Below are 20,964 nucleotides of genomic sequence, written 5' to 3' on the forward strand. Positions count from 1 at the left end.
CTAATAGCTGAGCTTGGTGATATTCGACGCTTCGGCAGCAGTAGTAAGCTGAATGCTTTTGTGGGAATCGATTTAAGGCACTATGAATCTGGTAAATATGTCGCATCTGATCATATCAGCAAGCGTGGGAATCACATTGCCAGAGCAATTCTGTACCGATCAATCGCAAATATAGCCAGCGTTGCTCGAAGTGAGCCAAACCATATCAATGATTTTTATCAAAGACGAAAAAAGCAACTCCCTCAGGTCAACGGCAAAGCCGTGGGCACTAAGAAAGTTGCGGTCGCCGCGATGGGTCGCCTACTACGAACGATTTACCACCTCGTGACAACGAACCAAATGTACAAATACGGCGTCTAGCGCCAAAGCATTTGATTACGTGAATAGTTTAATTCCCCAAGCGTAAAAAAGGCAATAGCTTAGGTCTATTTGGTGTACCAAAAAACGTGTTGTTGGGTGTCGTATCTCCCAAAATTAGCAACTTATCTACTAACTCACGGCACATTCAGCTAAAGATAATAAAAGAAAAATACTGTAATGTCGGGGATTGTGCTTGACTAACGGTAGAAAATTAAGCCCCGCGTCTGCTTCTTGGGGTTACGAGACTAATACGTGTTGTTAGGATCCGCTGGGAAATCTTGTTCTCCTGGCGGGTCTTAATTTTTGCCGGCTATGGTGTGGAGAAGCCCGATGCAAAGCCCGCATCGGTCTTCTCTCACCATAGCTTTCACAGGAAAATCCCAGCCGCCCTCCACGCGCACCGCCCCCGCCCAGTCGCTACATCGTGGTTACAATCCTAAAGGTACAGGCGATGTTTAAGCAGAACTGAGAAATTCATGACCCCGGGTAGCTAACTTAGATTTGTTCGGTTGCCCTCCGTGAACTGAGTCTGAATTTGGATTAATATCGCTATCCAGCGGAGCGTTGTGGGGTTTGACCGGAGGGTCCGGGCTGGGTCTCGGGTGTGCCGCCCAGCCGTGGCAACAAGAATAGAGGTTGTGACGACCGCGGTTTTTGCGGTTGGCACAACCTCTATTCTTGTGGGAAAAATTTAGATTTGTGTAAGGAGCTTGCTGAATATTGAATTACGAGAAGAAGCAAAAGTTTAACTGTAATGTAGCGTACAGGTTAGACGCTAACTTCGACGATGCAAAGCTAAATTTTTAGTCTGGAGACGACGGTTTTCCGGCTCCAGACGACCGCCACAGCGACCACGGCAAAGCACACCCGAGGCCCAGCCCGGACCCGGAGGACAAACTCCACAACGCGGAGCCGGCCAGTTTAGAACAAGTTGTCGAACAACGACAGCTGGTTCTCGTCTGGCAGCGCGTCGAGCACGTGCTGTTCGGTCATGTAGTCAATCAAGGTCTTGGATACCTTCCCGCGGTTCTGCAAGTCTTCCTTGGATAGGAACGGCTTTTCTTCGCGTGCGGAAACAATCTGCTTGGCTACGTTGCCCCCCAGACCCGGAATTGCCCGGAATGGGGCGAGCAGTGTGTGGTCGTCGACAATCAGGAAGTCGCGCGAATCGGACTTGTCGATGTCGACCATCTTGATGTTGATTCCGCGTTCTTCACATTCGTTGGCGATTTCGAGAATCGTCTGCAGGCCCTTTTCCTTGGCGCTGGCTTCGTTACCCTTATCGCTGATTTCCTTAATCGCGGCCTTGACCGCGTCCTTACCGCGACTCATGGCAACAAGATCGAAGTCTTCGGCACGAACGGAGAAGTATGATGCGTAATAAACGATTGGGTAGTAAACCTTGAACCAGGCAATCCGCAGCGCCATCATGACGTACGCGGTCGCGTGGGCCTTTGGGAACATGTACTTGATTTTGAGGCAGGAATCGATGTACCAATCCGGCACGTTCTCGTTTTCCCGCATCGCTTTTTGCCAGTCATCGGGAATCCCGCGGCCCTTACGCACGTGTTCCATGATGTTGAACGCCATGGAGTCGTCCATCCCCCAGTGAATCAGGTCCATCATGATGTTATCACGACACCCAATGACGTCCTTTAAGGCAATGACGCCCTGCTGAACGAGCTCTTCGGCGTTCCCCAGCCACACGTCAGTCCCGTGTGACAGACCGGAAATCTGCAGGAGTTCGGCAAAGGTCGACGGCTTGGTTTCTTCCAGCATCCCCCGCACGAACCGGGTCCCAAATTCCGGTACCCCGAGTGTCCCGGTTTTACTGTTGATTTGCTCTGGCGTTACCCCAATGGTGTCAGTGCCGGAAAACAGGCCCATGACCCCCGGGTCGTCCGTTGGAATCGTGTGTGGATCCACCCCGGACAAATCCTGCAGCATACGAATCATCGTTGGGTCATCGTGACCCAGGACATCCATCTTCAGAATGTTGTCGTGAATGGAGTGGAAATCAAAGTGCGTGGTGCGCCAGGCCGCGCTCTGATCGTCAGCCGGGTATTGGATTGGCGTGAAATCGTACACGTCCATGTAGTCCGGCACAATCAGAATCCCCGCGGGGTGTTGCCCGGTTGTACGCTTGACGCCGGTTGCGCCCGCAGCCAGTCGGTCAATCTCGGCGCCGCGGAAGACGGTGCCGGTGTCGCGCTCGTAACCCTTAACGTAACCATACGCCGTCTTGTCGGCGACGGTCCCGATTGTCCCGGCCCGGAATGCGTTGTTTTCACCGAACAAAATCTTGATGTAGTTGTGCGCAACGGGCTGGTAGTCACCGGAGAAGTTCAGGTCAATATCAGGAACCTTGTCCCCGTGGAAGCCGAGGAAGGTTTCAAACGGGATATCGTGACCGTCCTTGATCAGTTCGGCGCCGCACTTTGTGCAATTCTTGTCGGGCAAGTCAAACCCCGAACCGTATTCACCCTTCGTGTAGAACTCGCTGTACTGACATTCCGGACAACGATAATGCGGCGGCAATGGGTTAACTTCCGTGATTCCGGAGAGCGTCGCCGCCAAACTGGAACCAACGGAACCACGTGAACCAACCAGGTATCCGTCCTTGTTGGATTTGAGCACGAGCTGCTGGGCGATGTTGTAAATCACCGCGAACCCGTTCCCGATGATGCTCTTCAGTTCCTTCTTGATGCGGGCGTCCACAATCTCGGGCAGCTTTTCGCCGTACCAAGCGTGGGCCGTCTGCATGACGTCGCGCTCGAAGTTCTCGTTAACTCCCGGAATCTTTGGCGTGTAGAGCTTATCCTTCACGGTCGTGATGTCGCCATCGACCCAGTCGGCAACGGTGTGCGTGTTCGTAACGACGATTTGGTGGGCGGTCTCCGCACCCAGCCAGCTGAACTCATCGAGCATTTCGTTTGTGGTGCGGAACGGCACGTCGGGCAGTGGGTGCCGGTTGAGCGGGTTCGCCCCACCCTGACTGTTGATGAGGATGTGGCGGTAAATAGCGTCGTGGTCATCCAGATAATGTGCATCCCCCGTTGCCACAACTGGTTTGTCCAAATCCTGGCCAATCTGAATCATCTTGCCGATGACGTCCTTGACGTGGGCCGGACCGGACAGAACACCGCCGTCAAGCAGTGGCCGGTAGTTCGGCAGCGGCTGGACTTCGAGGTAGTCGTAGAACTTGGCCAGCTCCCGGGCCTCGTCGACCCCTTTTTGCATCAGTGCGGTGAAAACTTCACCACTGCTGCAGGCAGAACCAACAATCAGGCCTTCACGCAGCGCGGTCAGGCGACTGCGCGGTACGCGGGGCACCCGGTAGAAGTAATTAATCATCGATTCGGACGCGAGCTTGAACAGGTTCTTAAGCCCCGGCTGCGTCTTGGCAATCACGATGGCGTGGACCGGCCGGGCCTGCTTGTACGCATCGCCTTGGCCCACCCGCTCGTTCAGCTGGTTCAACTTGTCCCAGCCGTACATCGCGTTTGCTTCCTTGAACAGCGCGTACATCAGGTAACCGGTCGCCTCAGCATCCGCGTTGGCCCGGTGATGGTTCTCCAGCACAATGTTGTAGCGCTTGGTTAACGTATCCAACTTGTGGTTCTTGCTTTCTGGGTGCAATGTTCGGGACAGTTCCAGCGTATCGATAACAGGCTGGTAAATATCCTTCATCCCGAGGCGCCGGTACGCGGCGTTCAGGAACCCAACGTCGAAGGTAACGTTGTGACCGACCATCACGGTGCCCTCAGTGAACTTGGCGAATTTGCTGAAGACTTCCTGTTCGGTCCCCCCACGCTGCACCATTTCGTTAGTGATGTGGGTCAGGTTGATGGTGAAATCAGACAGCGCAAAGCCGGGATTAATCATCTCTTCAAACGAATCAATCACCGCGCCGTCCTTCATCTTCACGGCGGCAAGTTCAATCACCTTATCGTAAACGGCGGACAGCCCCGTGGTTTCCACGTCAAAGACGACGTAGGTCTGATCTCCCAAAACAAGGGGTTCGTCATTCCGGTAAGCAACCGGCGTCCCGTCATCAACGAGGTTGATTTCCACCCCGTAAAGCATTTTGATGCCGGCTTTTTTGGCCGCGGTGTGGGCTTCGGGGTACGCCTGCAGTCCACCGTGGTCCGTCACGGCGATTGCGTCGTGGCCCCACTTGGCGGCACGGCCGACAAAGTCACTGATCGAGTTGGTCGCATCCATCTGACTCATGTTGGTGTGCAGGTGCAGTTCAATGCGCTTGTCACCATCAGGAGCAGTGTCCTCCCGTTCTGCGTGCTTTACCTGCATCAGGTCGCGGGCGTTAACCGTAAGTTCGCGGGAGTAGCTGTCTTCCTGAACGGAACCGCGGACACGGAGCCACATGCCCTTCTTGATGGCATCAAAGACCGCTTCGTCGTTCTTGTCGTTGCTGAACTTCTTGACGAGGAAACTGCTGGAGTAGTCCGTCATTTTGACCGTCATCAGCTTCCGCTTGCTGCGCAGTTCGCGCACCTCGACGTCAAACACGTAACCCTCAATCGTCACGTTACGTTCTTCCTGGTTGATGGTCACCATCTGGACAACGTCATCGCTATCCTTGATTGGCCGGCCCAGCAGAATAGCGGGGTTATCCGCCGCCTTCTTGTGTTCGGCGGCGGCCTGCTGAATCACGCTGGCCGCTTTTTCCGCCAATGCCGCCGTTTGTTCGGCACGCTTACTCTGGAATTCAGCCAGGTTTGCCTGTTCAGCAGCGGTGTCGACTTCGGGCTTAATGGTGAGGCCGCCAAAACCAAGATCATGGTACGCGTCCTCAAGCACACCCACCACGTTGTCGCGGAAGTACTCAAGCATTGGCTGGTTTTCCACTGGCAAAATGAGCGTGTGGTTGCGCAGTTCCGGTTCCATGCGTTCACACTGCTGCGCCGCAATTGCCGAGCCCGTCAGCGCGTTATCCACGACATAGTTCCAGTAACCGCGAATCATGCCGACATCAAAATTGGGCTTTTCGACCTGAATGTGCACTTTGGTCTGCGCAATCTGGGCGAACGCTGACGTCAGCGTCGTCGTGAACTGGTTAAAAATCGCAAACGGGACCACTTCACCGAACGTGAACTTAAACTCATAGATGCGGGTCTTCGCGTGCACGGTGACGGCTTCCACGGTCGCCGTTTTGAATGCGGGGGCATTACTAATGCTGGGGTCAAGCTGAATCTGTTCAAGCAGCTTCACGAACATCTCACGTTTTGATAACAACGGTTTTTCCCCTCTCTAAATACTAAACGGAGCCGGAACTCTTGTTCCAGCCCCGCTTATCACAATGACTATTTTTCGGTGTCGCCCAGCAGAATCTTGATGGAATTAATCAATTCTTCCTGCTTGACTTCAATGCCGTCAGGGTTCTGGCGCAGCTTAACTTCGACAACGCCATCGCTGGCCTTCTTGCCGACCGTGACGCGGACAGGCAGACCAATCAGGTCGGAATCCGCGAACTTAACACCGGGACGCTCGTTACGGTCATCCAGCAATACGGTGTAACCCGCTTCTTCCAGCTGACTGGTGACTTTTTCCGCCAGTTCCATCTGGTCGGCCTTCTTCACGTTGATTGGGACCACGTGAATGTCGTAAGGCGCGATTTCAGCTGGCCAAACCATGCCGTTGTCGTCCGCTGTCTGTTCAACAATGGCTGAAAGCAGACGGGAAACACCAATGCCGTATGAACCCATGATGATTGGCTGGCTGCGGCCGTTTTCGTCGAGGAAGTTGGCCCCGAACATCTTGGTGTAGCGGGTGCCGAGCTTGAAGATGTGGCCAATTTCAATCCCGCGGGTGAAGTGCAGCGTGCCCTTGCCGTCGGGTGAAGGTTCGCCCTCAACGACGAAGCGAATGTCCGCAACGGTTGATGGGGTGAAATCGCGCTTCGGGTTAACGTTGACCAGGTGCTTACCTGGTTCGTTGGCACCGGCGACCGCGTTCACGAGCCCCATCACACTGTTGTCCGCAATTACGTTGATGTCTTCATCCACGTTCACTGGGCCAACGTTGCCGGGTTCAACGTGCAGGTACTGCTGCACCTGGTCGGCCGTGGCCATGTCGAGGAAGTCAGCGCCGAGCAGGTTCTTGAGCTTAACGTCATTGACCTCAAAGTCACCACGAACAAGGGCCAAAACTGGCTTCTCGTCGGCAATGAACAAGACGGACTTGATGATGTGGTCGGTTGAAACACCGAGCTTAATCGCAACTTCTTCAACCGTCTTGGCGTCGCCCGTGGCCACCGTGTGCATTTCGCCGAGGGCCTCATCGCTGCTCTGCGGCGTTGTGAGCGTTGTGGCCATTTCCAGGTTGGCGGCGTAGTTACTGCCATCGGAGTACACAATCGTGTCTTCCCCAATTGGGGCAATGGCGGAGAATTCGGTCGAATCCTTACCACCCATGGCGCCACCGTCACCGATGATGGCGCGGTAGTTCAGCCCAACGCGGTCAAACACGTTGCGGTAGGCCTGACCCATCTGGTTGTAAACCGTGTCGAGGTCTTCTTCGCTGGCCGTGAAGGAGTATGCGTCCTTCATGATGAATTCGCGGCCCCGGAGCAGGCCGTAGCGTGGGCGGTCTTCATCGCGGTACTTAGCCTGGATTTGGTAGAGCACCATTGGCATCCGCTTGTAGGAAGTCAGCTGGTTGGCAACGAGTTCCGTGAAGGTTTCTTCATGGGTTGGTCCGAGGATGAGATCACGTTCGTGGCGATCCTTCAGCTTGTACAGGTTGGGGCCGTACGTTGCGTAACGACCAGACTTCTCCCAGAGTTCAGCTGGCAGCAGTGCGGGCTGGCGCATCTTGACGGCATCAATCTTGGCCATCTCTTCGTCGATGATTTTTTCAATCTTCTCCAAAACGAGTTCGGCCAGTGGCAGGTAGGCGTAAACCCCCGCGGCCACCTGGTTGATGTAACCCCCACGCAACATCAGTTGGTGTGACTTAGCTTCGGCACCGTTTGGCACTTCCTTAGTCGTTGGAATCAGCACACGACTTTGTTTCATAATTTCATTTCCCCTTGCATTGATTTTGTCAGCCCCATGGCCCACGTGAAAAGTTGGTGCAAATAAAATGCGACCGCCGCAGCTGCAGCGCGCAACGCGGCGACTCATTGCGAACTAGAAGATCCGCAGAATATCGTTGATGGTCACGGCAATCATCAGGGCGAACACTAACGCCGCCCCGACGAGCGTCACCATGCCTTCCTTCTCTGCCGGCAGTGGTTTACGCCGAATGAGTTCCAGAAGGTTCAGAACCAGTTTACCACCATCGAGCATCGGAATTGGTAATAGATTCATAATCCCCAGGTTAAGCGACAGTGACGCAAGGAACCAGATGATGTTGTACAAACCACCCTTGGTTGCCTGACTGGTCATGGTGTAAATGCCGACTGGGCCCGCCAGTTTGTTCAGCGAGAAGCCGCCGGTGAACAGCGACTTGAGCGCGTCAAAAATCTGCACGGTGATGCTCCACGGCTCAGTGAACCCGAACTTAATCGCGTTCAGGAAGCCGTGATTGATGCTGCTGGTAATGCCAATCATGCCCGACTTCGGTGTCACCTTCACGGATTTTGTGTTGCCGCTGCGGTCCAGCTTCAGTGTCAGCTGACCACTCTTGTTCTTGCCGATTTCGGTTTGCAGTTCGGCAAAAGTATCCGTTGCGGTTCCGTTCACGGCGGTAATCTTATCGCCCGCCCGGATTCCGGCCATTGCTGCCGGTGAGCTGCTTTGAACGGTCCCAATCTGGTTGGATGTCGATGGTGTGCCCATTGCCAGCGCCAGCGCGAAGAACGCCACGATTGCCAGCAGGAAGTTGTTCATCGGGCCGGCGAAGTTCACGAGCATCCTGCGCCAGAGTGCAACGCTTTGGAACTGGACGTCCTCGGGCGCAATCTGCACCTCGGTCCCGTCGTTTTCGATGATTGTTGCGTCGTGGTCAATATGGTAGGTAACTTCCTGGCTCTCGTCCCCGTTCACGTAACCGGTGATGGTCAGGGCCTTGATGAGGTCACTGCCACTAACCTGGATTGGCACCCCGCCCTCAAGCATCAGTTTGTCGCTGGTGTTAATGCGGGTAACCTTCCCGGCGTCATTCGTAATCAGGCTGATCTGGGCCCCTGGTTGAATCGTGCTTTCGTCGTCCTGCCAGCCGGCCATGCGCACGTACCCGCCAAGTGGCAGGGCGCGAATCGTGTAGGCAGTGCCGCTGCGGCGCGTACCGAAGAGCTTCGGCCCCATCCCAATGGAAAATTCGCGCACCAAAATACCGGACTTCTTGGCGAAGAAATAGTGTCCGAATTCATGAACAATGACGATGGTCCCAAAAATGATGATAAACCAAATAATGGTGGTCATTTGCTACCTCCAGGAAGACTTTTAAACCAGCCCAAGCCAGTGGATCAGTGGCAGAACGAACAGCAGACTGTCAAACCGGTCAAGAATCCCACCGTGACCCGGCAGGATTTTGCCTGAGTCCTTCACGCCGTAGTAGCGCTTAAGCGCGGATTCAACGAGGTCACCCATCTGCCCCCAAATCGACAGAAGCAGGGCAACACCCAAAATGGTAATCATCTTGTGGCCGAGCGGAATGAAGCTGCTGTAGATGGCGGCAAAGATGACCGCGACCAGCACCCCACCGATGGAGCCTTCCCACGTCTTGTTCGGACTAATTGCAGGCCAGAGCTTGTGCTTACCGAATGCGCGGCCAAAGATGTACGCACCAGAGTCGGTCAGCCACACAATGAGCAGGGCAAACATCAGGAACGCAAAGCCCTTTTCGTTGCGCACAGCTGCCAGGTAGTGGAACCCGGTACCGATGTAGATGATGGACAGGGCAGTAACCCCGATGTCATCGTAGTTGGTCCGATTCTTGGTCGTTACCGTGATGACCAAAAGCAGTGCAATAATGAGCCCGAGCAGGTCGATGCGGCCGAGTGATTGCGGGAGCCAGTTGAAGAACCGGTCGGGCAGAATCATAGCCAACACACCGAGCCCGGCAACCAGCGCCTCCAGGGAGACGATGATTTTCTTCCGCATGATGAAAATTTCGCTCATCGCAACCAAGCCCAGAACGGCTGCGGCGACGTCAATCCAGATACCACCCCAGAACAAGATGGGAATAAAAATAATCAGAGCGATGACCGCCGTGATAACGCGTTGTTTCATTGATGATTTCTCCTTATTGGGACAAGTTTCCCGATTATTTCACTTTACCAAACCGGCGATCACGCGCGGCGTACTGCTGACAAGCCTCTAGTAGCGCCTGACCGTCAAAGTCGGGCCACAGTGTGTCGGTGAACACCATCTCGGTGTAGGCCAGCTGCCAGAGAAGGAAGTTCGAGATGCGTTCTTCACCACTCGTGCGAATGAGCAAATCTGGGTCCCCTAGTTCACCAAGTGGCGCGGTCATTAGGCTGCCCGCAATGGTCTTGTCGTCAATCGTGTCTGGGTCGAGTTCACCAGCAGCCACGCGGCGGGCAATGTCGCGCACCCCGCGGACGATTTCATCACGGCCACCATAATTGAGCGCGAAATTGAGCACCATGCCCGTGTTCTGGGCGGTATCCGCGATGGCCTTTTCGGTGGCCTTGCGTGTTGAATCCGGCAACTTGGTGATGTCACCCATCACCATCACCTTGACGTTCTGTTCAATCAGCTCGGGAATGAACTTGTTGAAGAACGTGACGGGCAAACTCATTAAGTAGGAAACTTCCTGCTGCGGCCGACCCCAGTTTTCGGTGGAAAATGCGTAAACAGTCAGGACCTTGATACCTAGGTCGCTCGCGGCGCGGGTGACCGTCCTCACTGTTTCCATTCCCTGCTTGTGTCCGGCAATGCGGGGCAAGAAGCGCTTCTTCGCCCACCGACCGTTCCCATCCATGATGATGGCAACGTGCCTTGGCACCCGGTCTGCTGGTATTTGGCCAGCAAGTGAATTATCCGTGCTCAAATATGTCCACCCTTTCAAACGTGTATTCTCTTAAAGCAGTTTAGCAAAAACGGGCCCGTAATGAAAGAGCAGCCCCCGCGGTGTCACCATTTCTGGGTCATGCGCGGAGGCTGCACTAGTTCGTAAAATCAATGGTTGAATTAGCCTTCCATGATTTCCTTTTCTTTGTCTGCGGCGATTTCGTCGATGCGCTTTGTGGCACCGTCAGTAACCTTCTGCGCTTCTTTTTCGAGGCGGTGCAGGTCGTCTTCCGTAATGTCGCCAGCCTTCTGTTGCTTCTTCAGGTCTTCGATTGCATCGCGGCGAATGTTGCGAATCGCAATCTTAGCTTCTTCAGAGTGCTTGCCGACTTCCTTCGCCAAATCGCGACGAGTTTCGGTCGTCAGCTGTGGTACGACAAGGCGGATAACCGTGCCGTCGTTCATTGGGTTAATCCCCAAGTCCGACGTCAAGATGGCGGTTTCGATGTCCTTGAGTGCTGACTTGTCGTATGGGTTGACCTGCAAAACGCGTGGTTCAGGAATCGTGATTGCCGCAATCTGTGGCAGTGGGGTTGGTGCCCCATAGTAGTCCACCGAGATGTGGGCAAGCAGTCCCGCGTTCGCCCGACCAGCACGAATGCCGGCAAGGTTCCGTTCGAGCGCTGCTTCAGACTTCTTCATTGTTTCCTGAGCGTGCTCAATTGCTACGTTAGCCATGCTTAGTTTCTCCCTTCGATCGTTGTGCCGACCTGTTCGCCGAGCACAACGCGTTTAATGTTCCCTGGTTGATTCAGGTTGAACACAACAAGAGGAATATCATTGTCCATGGACAAACTGCTTGCCGTTGTGTCCATAATCTTGAGGCCCTTGGTAATAACATCAAGGTGCGTCAGGGTTTCGAACTTAACGGCGCTATCGTCCTTGGCAGGATCAGCGGAGTAAACGCCGTCGACCCCGTTTTTACCCATCAGGATTGCGTCCGCGTTGATTTCAGCGGCACGCAAAGCTGCGGTGGTGTCCGTGCTAAAGTATGGGTTACCAGTCCCAGCAGCGAAAATGACAACGCGGCCCTTTTCGAGGTGCCGAACTGCCTTCCGCCGAATGTATGGTTCGGCAATCTGGCGCATTTCGATGGACGTCTGAACGCGCGTTGGCACGCCGACTGATTCGAGACTGTCCTGGAGTGCGAGTGCATTCATGACGGTCGCGAGCATACCCATGTAGTCCGCCTGGGCGCGTTCCATGCCGAGCTCTGCGCCGGTCTGTCCGCGCCACATGTTACCCCCACCACAGACGATGGCAATCTGGATACCAAGGTCGTGTACTTCCTTGATTTCCTTCGCCACATCCGTGATGACTGGTGGGTTAATCCCAAAACCGGTATTCCCGGCGAGAGCTTCCCCACTTACTTTCAGAACGATTCGGTTATATTTGGCCATTAATGATAAACTCCTCTTCTTTGCTGCAACCATTTTACCACAAGCAGACGGGGCAGGTCTAAAGAATGTGTACGCAAAAACGCGGGCAGCCCTGAAGACTGCCCGCGTTGCCGAATATTTTGCCGCACTTGTGACAAGGCATGTGCGTCAGTTTGGATCTGCCGAGTACGTGATGACCATGGCGAATTGGACCAAACCGCCGACAACAATCATGGCGATGGCAAGGTACAACCGCGCAAGTAAGTTCTCGTCGTACGGCGGCATGAACGGGATGACACTGCCAACGAGGATGAGCAGCGCCGCCATGTGGGCAAACAGGTCCGTGTGCTTTTGAACAATCAGGTATAACGCCAGCACCACGCCAACCACCAGAATCAGAATCATGACGGGATTATTCAGCTGCGTCACGTTCCCGCGCAGTCGGTTCAACCCGAGCTTAGAGATGTTGTGTTTGGCCCGGTAAAAAATATTGGCGGTGTCGTTCAGCTTGTAAAAGTTAAATTTGAAGAAAATCGCGGTGACCAGCGCAAACATGCCACCATAAGCAGCCGCACCGTACTTCAGAAGCCAATTCGATAATTGTTTTTTGTTCATATATGTACCCCGCTGGCCCTGCTTCTCACAGGGGCTCTAGTGTATGCGTAAAGATTAATAGTGACTGCATCGCCGCGCCGAACGTAATCAGTGCAATTGCCGCAAACACGCGCATCAAAATGTTCTCGTCGAACGGCGGAATCAGTGGAATCGCTGCGCCAATAACGACAATCAGACTCGCCAGCCGGACCAACATGTTGGTATGCCGCTGGAATAACACAATGATGCCGATAACAACTCCGAGAATCAAAACCCCAAGCATTATTGGATCCTTTATCTGCAGCTCATTGCCCACTAGCCGCGTGAGGCCGTACTTATGCACGTCCCACTTGGCGTTGTACATTGGGTCATCCGTATACTTGAGCTGGATGAAGTGTAGCTTGAAGAATACGGTCGTGACCGCGGCAAAGACTAACCAGTAAATCGGTAAGGCGAACTTGTAGAAAAAACCTAACCATGTTTTCTTAGCTGTGTTCATCTCAATCCCCCCTCCTGGTTACAATATGGCCGCCAGTTAGCTTGCAATCAACGCGGTGCGCGTTAATCCGGCAGCTCATTTTTTTGTCTATTATACTCGCGCACGCTCAGGCAGTACATCGATTTGTTAATATTTTTTCTGCAGGAGTTATGTTCGGCGCAGCGAGTTAATTACGCGCTGGAACCTGCTATTTTGGTGGCATGCATCCCAACAGCCTTGTCGAATAGGATGTCGGTCGTATCACACTCGCCAGTTTACTCAGCTTCAATCTGTTCTTCCGTGTAACACAAAATGTAACCATATCGTTTGTACCATTTATCAAAAGCAGTCACTATAGATAAACAAAAAAGCCATCACACCACCGTTTTAAACGGATATGGTGTGATGGCTTTTAATTAAATCACTACTTTAGTTGCCCATCTGTTCAGCAACTTCACTAGCGAAGTCGTTGCTCTTCTTTTCGATACCTTCACCAACAGCGAAGCGTTCGAAGCTAACAACCTTAGCGCCCTTGCTTGCAGCAAATTCGCCAACGGTCTTGTCGGAGTCCTTAACGAATTCCTGGTCAAGCAGAACAATTTCGGAGTACCACTTGTTCATACGGCCTTCGACAATCCGAGGGATAATCTTGGCTGGCTTGCCTTCTTGTTCGGTTTCCTTGGTGACAATACCCTGTTCGTGTTCAACTTCAGCAGCTGGCACGTCTTCACGGGAAAGGTACTGAGGGTTGATTGCAGCGATGTGCATTGCAATGTCCTTAGCAGTTTCTTCGTCGCCGCCCTTAAGCGTAACGAGAACGGCAATCTGACCGCCGTTGTGCAGGTATTCACCGAAGACACCATCGTCTTCCTTGGTTGCAAGTGCGAAACGACGAACACTGATCTTTTCACCAATAACTGCGGTCAAAGACTTAGCAGCCTGGTCGATGGTTTCGCCATCAAGATCAAGAGCAAGTGCTGCTTCAAGGTCGGCTGGCTTTTCAGCAGCAATCTTAGCAGCAACAGCATTAACGAAGTTTTGGAACTTGTCGTTGGATGCAACGAAGTCTGTTTCAGCGTTGATTTCAACAACAGCGGCGGTGTTGCCGTCGACTGCAATCTGTGCAAGACCTTCAGCAGCAATGTTGCCGCTCTTCTTAGCAGCCTTAACGAGACCGCGTTCGCGCAGAACGTCGATTGCCTTGTCCATGTCCCCATCAGCCTGAACGAGCGCTTTCTTAGCGTCCATCATGCCGGCTTGGGTCTTGTCACGGAGTTCCTTAACTTGTTTAGCGGTAATGGTAGCCATAACTGGCAGTCCTCCTTATATTTTTTGCGGCGAGCGCCAATTGAATGAGGCTCGGGGCAAAGATTAACTGAATTAATGCGAGCTGGGTGCAACCCCTGGGAGGGGGTACAAGGGGCTCGGTGGTTTAGTCGAGCTCCGTGGGGCAGAAGGTTGCGGATAACCACAAGCTGTCATTGATGGGAAAACCACCCATCAACGCCACCTTGCCGTTATTCCTCACCTTCTAACCGCCCCACTGCGCTCTGTGTTGTAGTCGAGCTCCGTGGGGCAGAAGGTTCCGCTCAGCCTGCTCCGCAAACTGATGGCAAAAACCGCCATCAATTCACGGAGCCCGCTGATGCTCACCTTCTAACCGCCCCACTGCGCTCTGTTACAAAAAAAGCTGCCCGGAGCACCAGGCCCAGACAGCTTATTTAATTACTGAGCGTTGTCGCCTTCAACAGCTTCAACGACGTCTTCCATGGAGTCAGACTTTGCAGCAGGTGCAGCCTGCTGGTCATCAGCCTGGTCTTCACCCTGACGGCCTTCGATGATGGCATCAGCCATCTTCGCGGTGATCAGGCGAACGGCGCGGATTGCGTCGTCGTTAGAAGGAATGATAACGTCGATGTCGTCTGGGTCGGTGTTGGTGTCGACCATCGCAACGATAGGAATGTTCAGCTTGTGAGCTTCCTGAACGGCAATCCGTTCCTTGCGTGGGTCAACGATGAAGAGTACGTCTGGGATGCGAGGCATGTCTTCGATACCGCCAAGGAACTTAGTCAGCTTGTCCTGCTGCTTCTTAAGAAGGGAAACTTCCTTCTTAGGCAACCGGTCGAAGGTACCATCTTCAGCCATCTTCTTGATTTCCTTGAGGCGCTTGATCCGGGTCTGGATGGTGTTCCAGTTGGTCAGCGTACCACCAAGCCAACGGTGGTTGATGTAGAACTGGCCGGCACGAGTTGCTTCTTCAGCAATTGCGTCCTGGGCCTGCTTCTTGGTCCCAACGAACAGGAATACCCCGTTGTCAGAAGCAACATCCTTCACGAAGTTGTAAGCATCGTCAATCATCTTGACGGTCTTCTGAAGGTCAATGATGTAGATACCGTTACGTTCCGTGAAGATGAATGGCTTCATCTTAGGGTTCCAACGACGGGTTTGGTGACCAAAGTGGACACCGGCTTCAAGCAACTGCTTCATGCTCAATACAGACATGATAAATCCTCCATAATATGGTTTTTTTCTTCTCGACGACTTCATCTTGCGGAAAGACTCTTCCGAGCACCGATTCTACAATCCGTCGTCAATGTAAGTTGTGTGTTTCACACACTTGACCAGTATACCTGAATGTTATTTACCACGCAATACCGTGGGCGCGTAAAAACTCTTCTTTTTGCGCGCGTGGCTGGTGCTTGAAGTGCCACTCAGCCGACAGCGCATCATGCTTGTTATCGAACTGCTCAAAATATAATAGTTTGACCGGCAGCCGGGATTTCGTGTACTTGGCCCCCTGCCCCGCGTTGTGGGCCGCCACCCGCGCGTGCACGTCGGGCGAGTAGCCACCGTAGAATGTTCCGTCCGCACACAGCAGAACGTAGAAATAATAGGTAGAAACTTCTTCAGTCATGGAGCTGCGCCGCCACTTCTGGGGTGTACTCACCATTTTCGCCGTACACAACAACGGGCGGCAAGATGCGGATGCCATCTGGTTTGCCACTTCGCCGCGTTTCGATTAACACCATGTTGGCTTCACGATTCGCCTTGGGGTGCACGAAGCGAATGCACTTGGGTGCCAGGTCATTCTGTTTCAGGGTGTGGAGTAATTCCTCCAGCCGGTCCGGGCGGTGGACGAAGAACGCCTTGCCGCCCGTCTTGAGCAATCCGCTTGCGATGCGCGCAACCGTGTCAAAGGTGGTCGTTAATTCGTGCCGGGCCAGGGCGAGCGCCGCGTTCGGGTTCTGCACATCCCCCGGGCGCACCTTGAAGTACGGCGGGTTGCAGGTCACCACGTCCACACTATCCTTAGCCACGTGATCCCACGTTTGCGCGAGGTCGATGTTGAGCACGTCCACGCGGTCCTCCAGGTGGTTGAGCAGGACGCTGCGCCGCGCCATATCCGCCAGGCGCGGCTGCAACTCAACAAGTGTAACGTTTCCCGCGGTTTTTGGCGCCACAAATAACCCTACCGCCCCGTTCCCCGCGGCCAAATCGACCACGCGGCTGTGCTTGCCGACCTCCGCGAAATCCGCTAATAGCACGGCATCCAGCGAAAACGCAAAAACATTACTGCTCTGAATAATCTTGATTCCCTTCGTCTGCAGTTGATCAATTCGTTCATCAGCTTCTAGCTGCACCGTTATTCCTCCGTTCGCATCGCCCTTCGCCTATGCTATAATTCAAGCATATAGTGTTTCGAAATGAGGCGAATCAATGTTTTACTCTTTTGCCCGGGGTTTGATCCGGATACTTGTGTGGTTGTTCAATGGCAACACACATTATGAAAATAGGGAAGCAATTCCTGATGGGCCATACGTTCTGGTTGGTCCGCACCGTACATGGTGGGACCCAATCATCTTCGCGCTTGCCGCATCCCCACGCAAATTTGCGTTCATGGCGAAAGCCGAAACGTTTCATAACCCAATCATACGCTGGATAATTAGCCATGCCAACGGTTTTCCCGTTGACCGTGCACATCCAGGGCCAAGCGCCATCAAGACGCCGGTCAAAATACTGCGTAAGGGCGACCTGTCCCTCATCATGTTCCCCACCGGTTCCCGCTATTCCAGCGAGATGAAGGGTGGCGCGACCATGATTGCCAAGATGGCGAAGGTGCCACTCGTGCCCGCCGTGTATCAGGGCCCGCTGAAGTTTGGCCAAATCTTCCTGCGCAAACGCATGACCGTTCGCTTCGGGGCGCCAATTGAGGTGCCCGCCGGTAAGCTGAACGATGACCTGTTCAAACAGGTCAACCAGTTAATGGAAGATGCGTTCACACAGCTTGACTACGAGATTGACCCGAACTTCAAGTACGTACCCGATACGCACAAATACGAAGAAGAAAAATCCAGCGGCAAGGTCTAATTATAAGCGCCCCGCACCCCAGCATTTTGACGATTACGAGTCGGCAAAAATCCGGTGCGGGGTTCTTTTTGTCTGCCCCTTGACTATCCCCCAAAAATGTTTAATGATTGGGCGCGACGTATGACCCAGATTGTTTGCACCCGAGCCATCAATCGCTTACACTTAAAATAACTATTTTGGTATACCAACTCTACTAATTGGTAACTTACCTTTGAAGAATCGAGGATTTTGGGATGGCAAAGTTGGAAACTCCCCGCACGACAAAACAGAAGCTAACCGTCGCTGGCTTGCTGGTGACACTCGGGGTGGTTTATGGCGACATTGGGACCAGCCCCCTGTACGTAATGAAGTCCATCGTTGCAGGAAACGGTGGCCTTGGCAGCATGACCCACGACTTTTTGGTCGGGGTTGTGTCGCTTGTGTTCTGGACGCTCGCAATTATCACCACCCTCAAGTACGTTATCATCGCCCTGCGCGCGGATAACAATGGTGAAGGTGGGATCTTTGCCCTGTACACGCTGGTGCGCAAACACGCCAAGTGGCTCGTGTATCCCGCACTGATTGGGGGCGCGGCGCTACTCGCTGACGGGATGCTTACCCCAGCGGTGACCGTCACAACCGCGATTGAAGGTCTGCATGGCCTCGCAATCGGCGGTCACGTCTGGATCAACAGCCAGCTGCAAGTCATCCTCGTGACCGTGGCAATCATCACCATCCTGTTCTTCATCCAGCGCTTCGGGACCGAATTAATCGGCAAGGGCTTCGGTCCAGTCATGACCATCTGGTTTGCCTTCCTCGGCATCATGGGGCTAATTGGCCTCAGCCGTGACTGGTCGATGCTCGCCGCGCTCAACCCGTACTACGCAATCAAACTGCTCATCAGCCCCGCCAACAAGATGGGGATTTTCATCCTCGGTTCAATTTTCCTGGCAACGACTGGGGCCGAAGCACTGTATTCGGACATGGGCCACGTTGGCCGCACCAACATTTACCTCACCTGGCCATTCGTGAACCTGACCCTCTTCCTCAGCTACTGTGGTCAGGCGGTCTGGCTTCAGGAAAACGCAGGGAACAAGGCCCTCGCCGGCGCTGCCGATTTGAACCCCTTCTTCGACAGCCTGCCTGCGTCGCTGCACCTGTTCGGGATTCTGCTGTCGACTCTCGCCGCAATTATCGCCAGCCAGGCACTCATCAGTGGTTCGTACACGCTGGTTGCCGAAGCGGTGAAGTTGCGCTTCCTGCCCCGGTTCCACATCATTTACCCAACCAAGTTCAAGGGGCAGCTCTACATCCCCGCAATCAATACCATCATGTGGCTTGTCTGTGTTGCCATTGTCTTCTACTTCCGCACCAGTGCCCACATGGAAGCAGCTTACGGGCTGGCAATTACGGTGACAATGCTGATGACGACCATCCTGCTGCACGCGTACCTGCGCATTCGCAAGGTCCCGTCCGCTCTTGCCGGATTGGTCTTCCTGTTCTTCGGTGCAATTGAAGTTGTCTTCTTCGCTGCCAGCGCCGCGAAGTTCTTCCATGGTGGTTACGTCACCGTGCTGATTGCCCTCGTCATCCTCGCCACGATGTACATCTGGCTTGTCGGTGGCCGGCTCCGCGACGATTATGCCTACACCAACACGCGTGTGGCTCTGCCCGCATACAAGCGCCAGCTGGATTCACTGCACACGGACAAAGAGCACCCGCTCTACGCCGACAACCTGGTTTACCTCACCGAGATTCAGGATGAACGCTTCGTCAAAAAGACCCTGCTCTACTCAATTCTGGACAAACGGCCCAAGCGTGCCGACGTCTACTGGTTCGTGACCGTTAACGTTACGGACGAACCGTACACGGCCGAATACACGACGGACACGTACGGCACCGACTACATGGTCAACGTCCAGCTCTACCTCGGGTTCCGGATGGAGCAGAAGGTCAACATCTTCCTGCGCCAAATCGTCAACGACCTGATGGAATCCGGGACGATCAAGCGCCAGCCGCAGAAGTACACGACGGTGCCCGGCCGCGATGTCGGTGACTGGTCCTTCGTCTTCGTGCGTGAGGAACTATCATCCGAAACGGCGATTAGCGGCTTCGACAAGGCCATCATTCAGGCCCGCATCTGGCTGCAAAAGCACACCGTGACCCCTGCCCGCTGGTTCGGACTGGAATACGCGGATGTGGTCGAAGAATACGTTCCCCTGATTCTGGGCAAAACCCGCAGCACGCACCTGCAAAAGATCAAGCGGCGCTAACGGGCACCGCCTGCACGCAACTAAATAAGCGTTAAGTTAAAACCCGTCGCGTTTGCGGCGGGTTTTCTTTGCCCTAGGTGGCGCGAGCAGTCAAAATGTGGCAAAATAAAATAGTTTTGTATTGTCACGAAATAAGGAGCCGTTTAAAATAATGTCATTTTGGAAACGAATCTTCGCCAAAGCGGACGTGCAGGCCGCCACATCTGCTGATCACCAACTGATTCGGAGTTTGCGGACGCGCGACCTGATTGCGCTCGGGATTGGGGCGGTCATCGGGACCGGGATCTTCATCCTCCCTGGGACGGTTGCCGCAACCACCGCGGGACCCGGCATCTCAATTTCCTTCATCCTCGCCGCGATTGTCTGCAGCCTGGCCGCGATGTGTTACGCCGAGTTCTCGTCGGCGCTGCCCGTTGCTGGTTCCGCGTACGCGTACGGGAACATCGTGTTCGGCCAGATTGTCGGCTGGATCATCGGTTGGGCACTCATTCTGGAATACATGTTGGCCGTTGCCGCCGTGTCGACCGGTTTTTCCGGCTACTTTGCCAGCCTGCTCAGTGGCTTTGGGCTGCACATTCCCGAAGCACTGAGCGGCCCCTTCAACCCGGCAGCCGGCACGTACGTGAATATCGTCGCGGTAGCCGTGGTCCTAATCATCGGCCTTCTGCTTAGCCGCGGCATGCGGACCTCAATGGTGGTCTCGCGGCTGATGGTGCTGGTCAAAATCGCCATTATCTTGCTGTTTATCGCCGTGGGGATTTTCTTCATCAAGCCAATGAACTGGCACCCCTTCACCCCGTTTGGCATGAAGGGGGTCCTGGCCGGGGCGGCCACCGTCTTCTTCGCCTACCTGGGTTTTGACGCGGTCTCCGCGAGTGCACCGGAAGTGGTGAACCCGCAAAAAACGCTCCCGCGTGGTATTATCGGCACCCTCATCATCGCGACCATTCTGTACGTTGCCGTTGCCATCGTGCTCACCGGGCTGGTCAGCTACACCAAGCTCGACGTGGCTAACCCCGTTTCGTTTGCCCTGCAACTCATCCACCAACCCAAGCTCGCCGGCGTGATTGCCATTGGGGCGTTGGCGGGGATGTTCACGATGATGCTCACGATGATCTACAGCTCAAGCCGGCTGGTCTACGCGATTGGGCGTGACGGCCTGCTGCCCAAGTGGTTCGGCCACGTCACAAACGGACTGCCCGAACACTCCCTGTGGACGGTCACCATCATCATCGCAATCATGGGCGGGTTCATTCCGCTCGACCAACTGGTGAACCTGGTCAACATCGGGACCCTGATTGCCTTCGCCTTTGTTTCCATCGGCATTATTCCGCTGCGCCGCCACAAGGACATCGACAACAAGGGTTTCAAGGTGCCTGGCTACCCAGTTGTCCCCATTCTCTCGTTTATCTTCTGCCTGATTTTCATGTCGCAGCTGAGCGTTGAGACCTGGGTCATGAGTGGTATCTGGTTCGCATTCGGCCTGATTGTGTACTTCACGTATGGGTACCGCCACAGCCAAGACTAAATAA

General features: G+C 54.1%; 17 protein-coding genes. 4 read left to right on the forward strand and 13 right to left on the reverse strand.

Going from position 1 to position 20,964, the window contains the following annotated elements; translation table 11 throughout:
• The coding region (locus EKN00_RS02180) for a transposase (protein WP_164847993.1) at positions 1-360 on the forward strand (360 nt) is incomplete at its 5' end.
• A 921-nt stretch (positions 361-1,281) separates the two neighbouring features.
• On the opposite strand, the gene EKN00_RS02185 is transcribed toward EKN00_RS02180, so the two are convergent.
• From EKN00_RS02185 to EKN00_RS02245, 13 genes are all read right to left on the reverse strand, one after another.
• A complete protein-coding gene (locus tag EKN00_RS02185; protein WP_127848579.1) occupies positions 1,282-5,598 on the reverse strand; it encodes a PolC-type DNA polymerase III in 4,317 nt (1,438 codons plus the stop codon).
• Positions 5,599-5,684: 86 nt separating this feature from the next.
• A complete protein-coding gene (locus EKN00_RS02190) occupies positions 5,685-7,397 on the reverse strand; it encodes a proline--tRNA ligase (protein ID WP_127848510.1) in 1,713 nt (570 codons plus the stop codon).
• A gap of 114 nt (positions 7,398-7,511) precedes the next feature.
• Positions 7,512-8,747: an RIP metalloprotease RseP gene (gene rseP, locus EKN00_RS02195; RefSeq protein ID WP_127848511.1), complete on the reverse strand. Its 1,236-nt coding sequence runs from the start codon at positions 8,745-8,747 to the stop codon at positions 7,512-7,514.
• A 21-nt stretch (positions 8,748-8,768) separates the two neighbouring features.
• A complete protein-coding gene (locus EKN00_RS02200) occupies positions 8,769-9,557 on the reverse strand; it encodes a phosphatidate cytidylyltransferase (RefSeq protein WP_127848512.1) in 789 nt (262 codons plus the stop codon).
• A gap of 34 nt (positions 9,558-9,591) precedes the next feature.
• On the reverse strand, positions 9,592-10,341 hold the full coding sequence (locus tag EKN00_RS02205) for an isoprenyl transferase (RefSeq protein ID WP_127848580.1): 750 nt from the start codon (positions 10,339-10,341) through the stop codon (positions 9,592-9,594).
• A gap of 140 nt (positions 10,342-10,481) precedes the next feature.
• Complete coding sequence (gene frr, locus EKN00_RS02210; protein WP_127848513.1) at positions 10,482-11,039, reverse strand: ribosome recycling factor; 558 nt, start codon at positions 11,037-11,039, stop codon at positions 10,482-10,484.
• Positions 11,040-11,041: 2 nt separating this feature from the next.
• Positions 11,042-11,761, reverse strand: coding sequence for a UMP kinase (pyrH, locus tag EKN00_RS02215; RefSeq protein ID WP_127848514.1), 720 nt, complete (start codon positions 11,759-11,761; stop codon positions 11,042-11,044).
• A 147-nt stretch (positions 11,762-11,908) separates the two neighbouring features.
• Positions 11,909-12,355, reverse strand: coding sequence for a hypothetical protein (locus EKN00_RS02220; protein ID WP_127848515.1), 447 nt, complete (start codon positions 12,353-12,355; stop codon positions 11,909-11,911).
• Positions 12,356-12,380: 25 nt separating this feature from the next.
• Positions 12,381-12,833 carry a hypothetical protein gene (locus EKN00_RS02225; RefSeq protein ID WP_127848516.1) on the reverse strand — a complete coding sequence of 151 codons (453 nt, stop codon included), beginning with the start codon at positions 12,831-12,833 and terminating at the stop codon, positions 12,381-12,383.
• 408 nt (positions 12,834-13,241) lie between these two features.
• Positions 13,242-14,120, reverse strand: coding sequence for a translation elongation factor Ts (gene tsf / locus EKN00_RS02230; RefSeq protein WP_127848517.1), 879 nt, complete (start codon positions 14,118-14,120; stop codon positions 13,242-13,244).
• Between the two features lie 417 nt (positions 14,121-14,537).
• Complete coding sequence (gene rpsB / locus EKN00_RS02235; protein ID WP_127848518.1) at positions 14,538-15,314, reverse strand: 30S ribosomal protein S2; 777 nt, start codon at positions 15,312-15,314, stop codon at positions 14,538-14,540.
• 139 nt (positions 15,315-15,453) lie between these two features.
• Positions 15,454-15,726 (reverse strand): GIY-YIG nuclease family protein, encoded by a 273-nt coding sequence (locus tag EKN00_RS02240; protein WP_127848519.1) that lies wholly within the window; start codon positions 15,724-15,726, stop codon positions 15,454-15,456.
• The gene (locus EKN00_RS02245) at positions 15,719-16,453 is read right to left on the reverse strand and encodes a tRNA1(Val) (adenine(37)-N6)-methyltransferase (RefSeq protein WP_127848520.1); all 735 of its coding nucleotides are present in this window, start codon (positions 16,451-16,453) and stop codon (positions 15,719-15,721) included. Before EKN00_RS02245 ends, EKN00_RS02240 begins: the two co-directional genes overlap by 8 nt.
• A 76-nt stretch (positions 16,454-16,529) precedes the next feature.
• On the opposite strand from EKN00_RS02245, the gene EKN00_RS02250 reads away from it, so the two are divergent.
• The 3 genes from EKN00_RS02250 to EKN00_RS02260 all read left to right on the forward strand — a co-directional run bounded on the left by EKN00_RS02250 (position 16,530) and on the right by EKN00_RS02260 (position 20,960).
• On the forward strand, positions 16,530-17,180 hold the full coding sequence (locus EKN00_RS02250) for a lysophospholipid acyltransferase family protein (protein ID WP_127848521.1): 651 nt from the start codon (positions 16,530-16,532) through the stop codon (positions 17,178-17,180).
• Positions 17,181-17,413: 233 nt separating this feature from the next.
• A complete protein-coding gene (locus tag EKN00_RS02255; protein ID WP_127848522.1) occupies positions 17,414-19,432 on the forward strand; it encodes a KUP/HAK/KT family potassium transporter in 2,019 nt (672 codons plus the stop codon).
• 151 nt (positions 19,433-19,583) lie between these two features.
• A complete protein-coding gene (locus EKN00_RS02260) occupies positions 19,584-20,960 on the forward strand; it encodes an APC family permease (RefSeq protein ID WP_127848523.1) in 1,377 nt (458 codons plus the stop codon).
• Positions 20,961-20,964: the final 4 nt, after the last annotated feature.

The organism is Lacticaseibacillus hulanensis, from assembly GCF_004010095.1.
Taxonomy (GTDB): domain Bacteria; phylum Bacillota; class Bacilli; order Lactobacillales; family Lactobacillaceae; genus Lacticaseibacillus; species Lacticaseibacillus hulanensis.

What these genes read in the sequence shown, in the direction of transcription:
- EKN00_RS02185 (WP_127848579.1), bottom strand. Translation starts at nt 5,598, where the DNA reads ATGTTCGTGAAGCTGCTTGAACAGATTCAGCTTGACCCCAGCATTAGT.
- EKN00_RS02190 (WP_127848510.1), bottom strand. Translation starts at nt 7,397, where the DNA reads ATGAAACAAAGTCGTGTGCTGATTCCAACGACTAAGGAAGTGCCAAAC.
- rseP (WP_127848511.1), bottom strand. Translation starts at nt 8,747, where the DNA reads ATGACCACCATTATTTGGTTTATCATCATTTTTGGGACCATCGTCATT.
- EKN00_RS02200 (WP_127848512.1), bottom strand. Translation starts at nt 9,557, where the DNA reads ATGAAACAACGCGTTATCACGGCGGTCATCGCTCTGATTATTTTTATT.
- frr (WP_127848513.1), bottom strand. Translation starts at nt 11,039, where the DNA reads ATGGCTAACGTAGCAATTGAGCACGCTCAGGAAACAATGAAGAAGTCT.
- pyrH (WP_127848514.1), bottom strand. Translation starts at nt 11,761, where the DNA reads ATGGCCAAATATAACCGAATCGTTCTGAAAGTAAGTGGGGAAGCTCTC.
- EKN00_RS02220 (WP_127848515.1), bottom strand. Translation starts at nt 12,355, where the DNA reads ATGAACAAAAAACAATTATCGAATTGGCTTCTGAAGTACGGTGCGGCT.
- EKN00_RS02225 (WP_127848516.1), bottom strand. Translation starts at nt 12,833, where the DNA reads ATGAACACAGCTAAGAAAACATGGTTAGGTTTTTTCTACAAGTTCGCC.
- tsf (WP_127848517.1), bottom strand. Translation starts at nt 14,120, where the DNA reads ATGGCTACCATTACCGCTAAACAAGTTAAGGAACTCCGTGACAAGACC.
- rpsB (WP_127848518.1), bottom strand. Translation starts at nt 15,314, where the DNA reads ATGTCTGTATTGAGCATGAAGCAGTTGCTTGAAGCCGGTGTCCACTTT.
- EKN00_RS02240 (WP_127848519.1), bottom strand. Translation starts at nt 15,726, where the DNA reads ATGACTGAAGAAGTTTCTACCTATTATTTCTACGTTCTGCTGTGTGCG.
- EKN00_RS02250 (WP_127848521.1), top strand. Translation starts at nt 16,530, where the DNA reads ATGTTTTACTCTTTTGCCCGGGGTTTGATCCGGATACTTGTGTGGTTG.
- EKN00_RS02255 (WP_127848522.1), top strand. Translation starts at nt 17,414, where the DNA reads ATGGCAAAGTTGGAAACTCCCCGCACGACAAAACAGAAGCTAACCGTC.
- EKN00_RS02260 (WP_127848523.1), top strand. Translation starts at nt 19,584, where the DNA reads ATGTCATTTTGGAAACGAATCTTCGCCAAAGCGGACGTGCAGGCCGCC.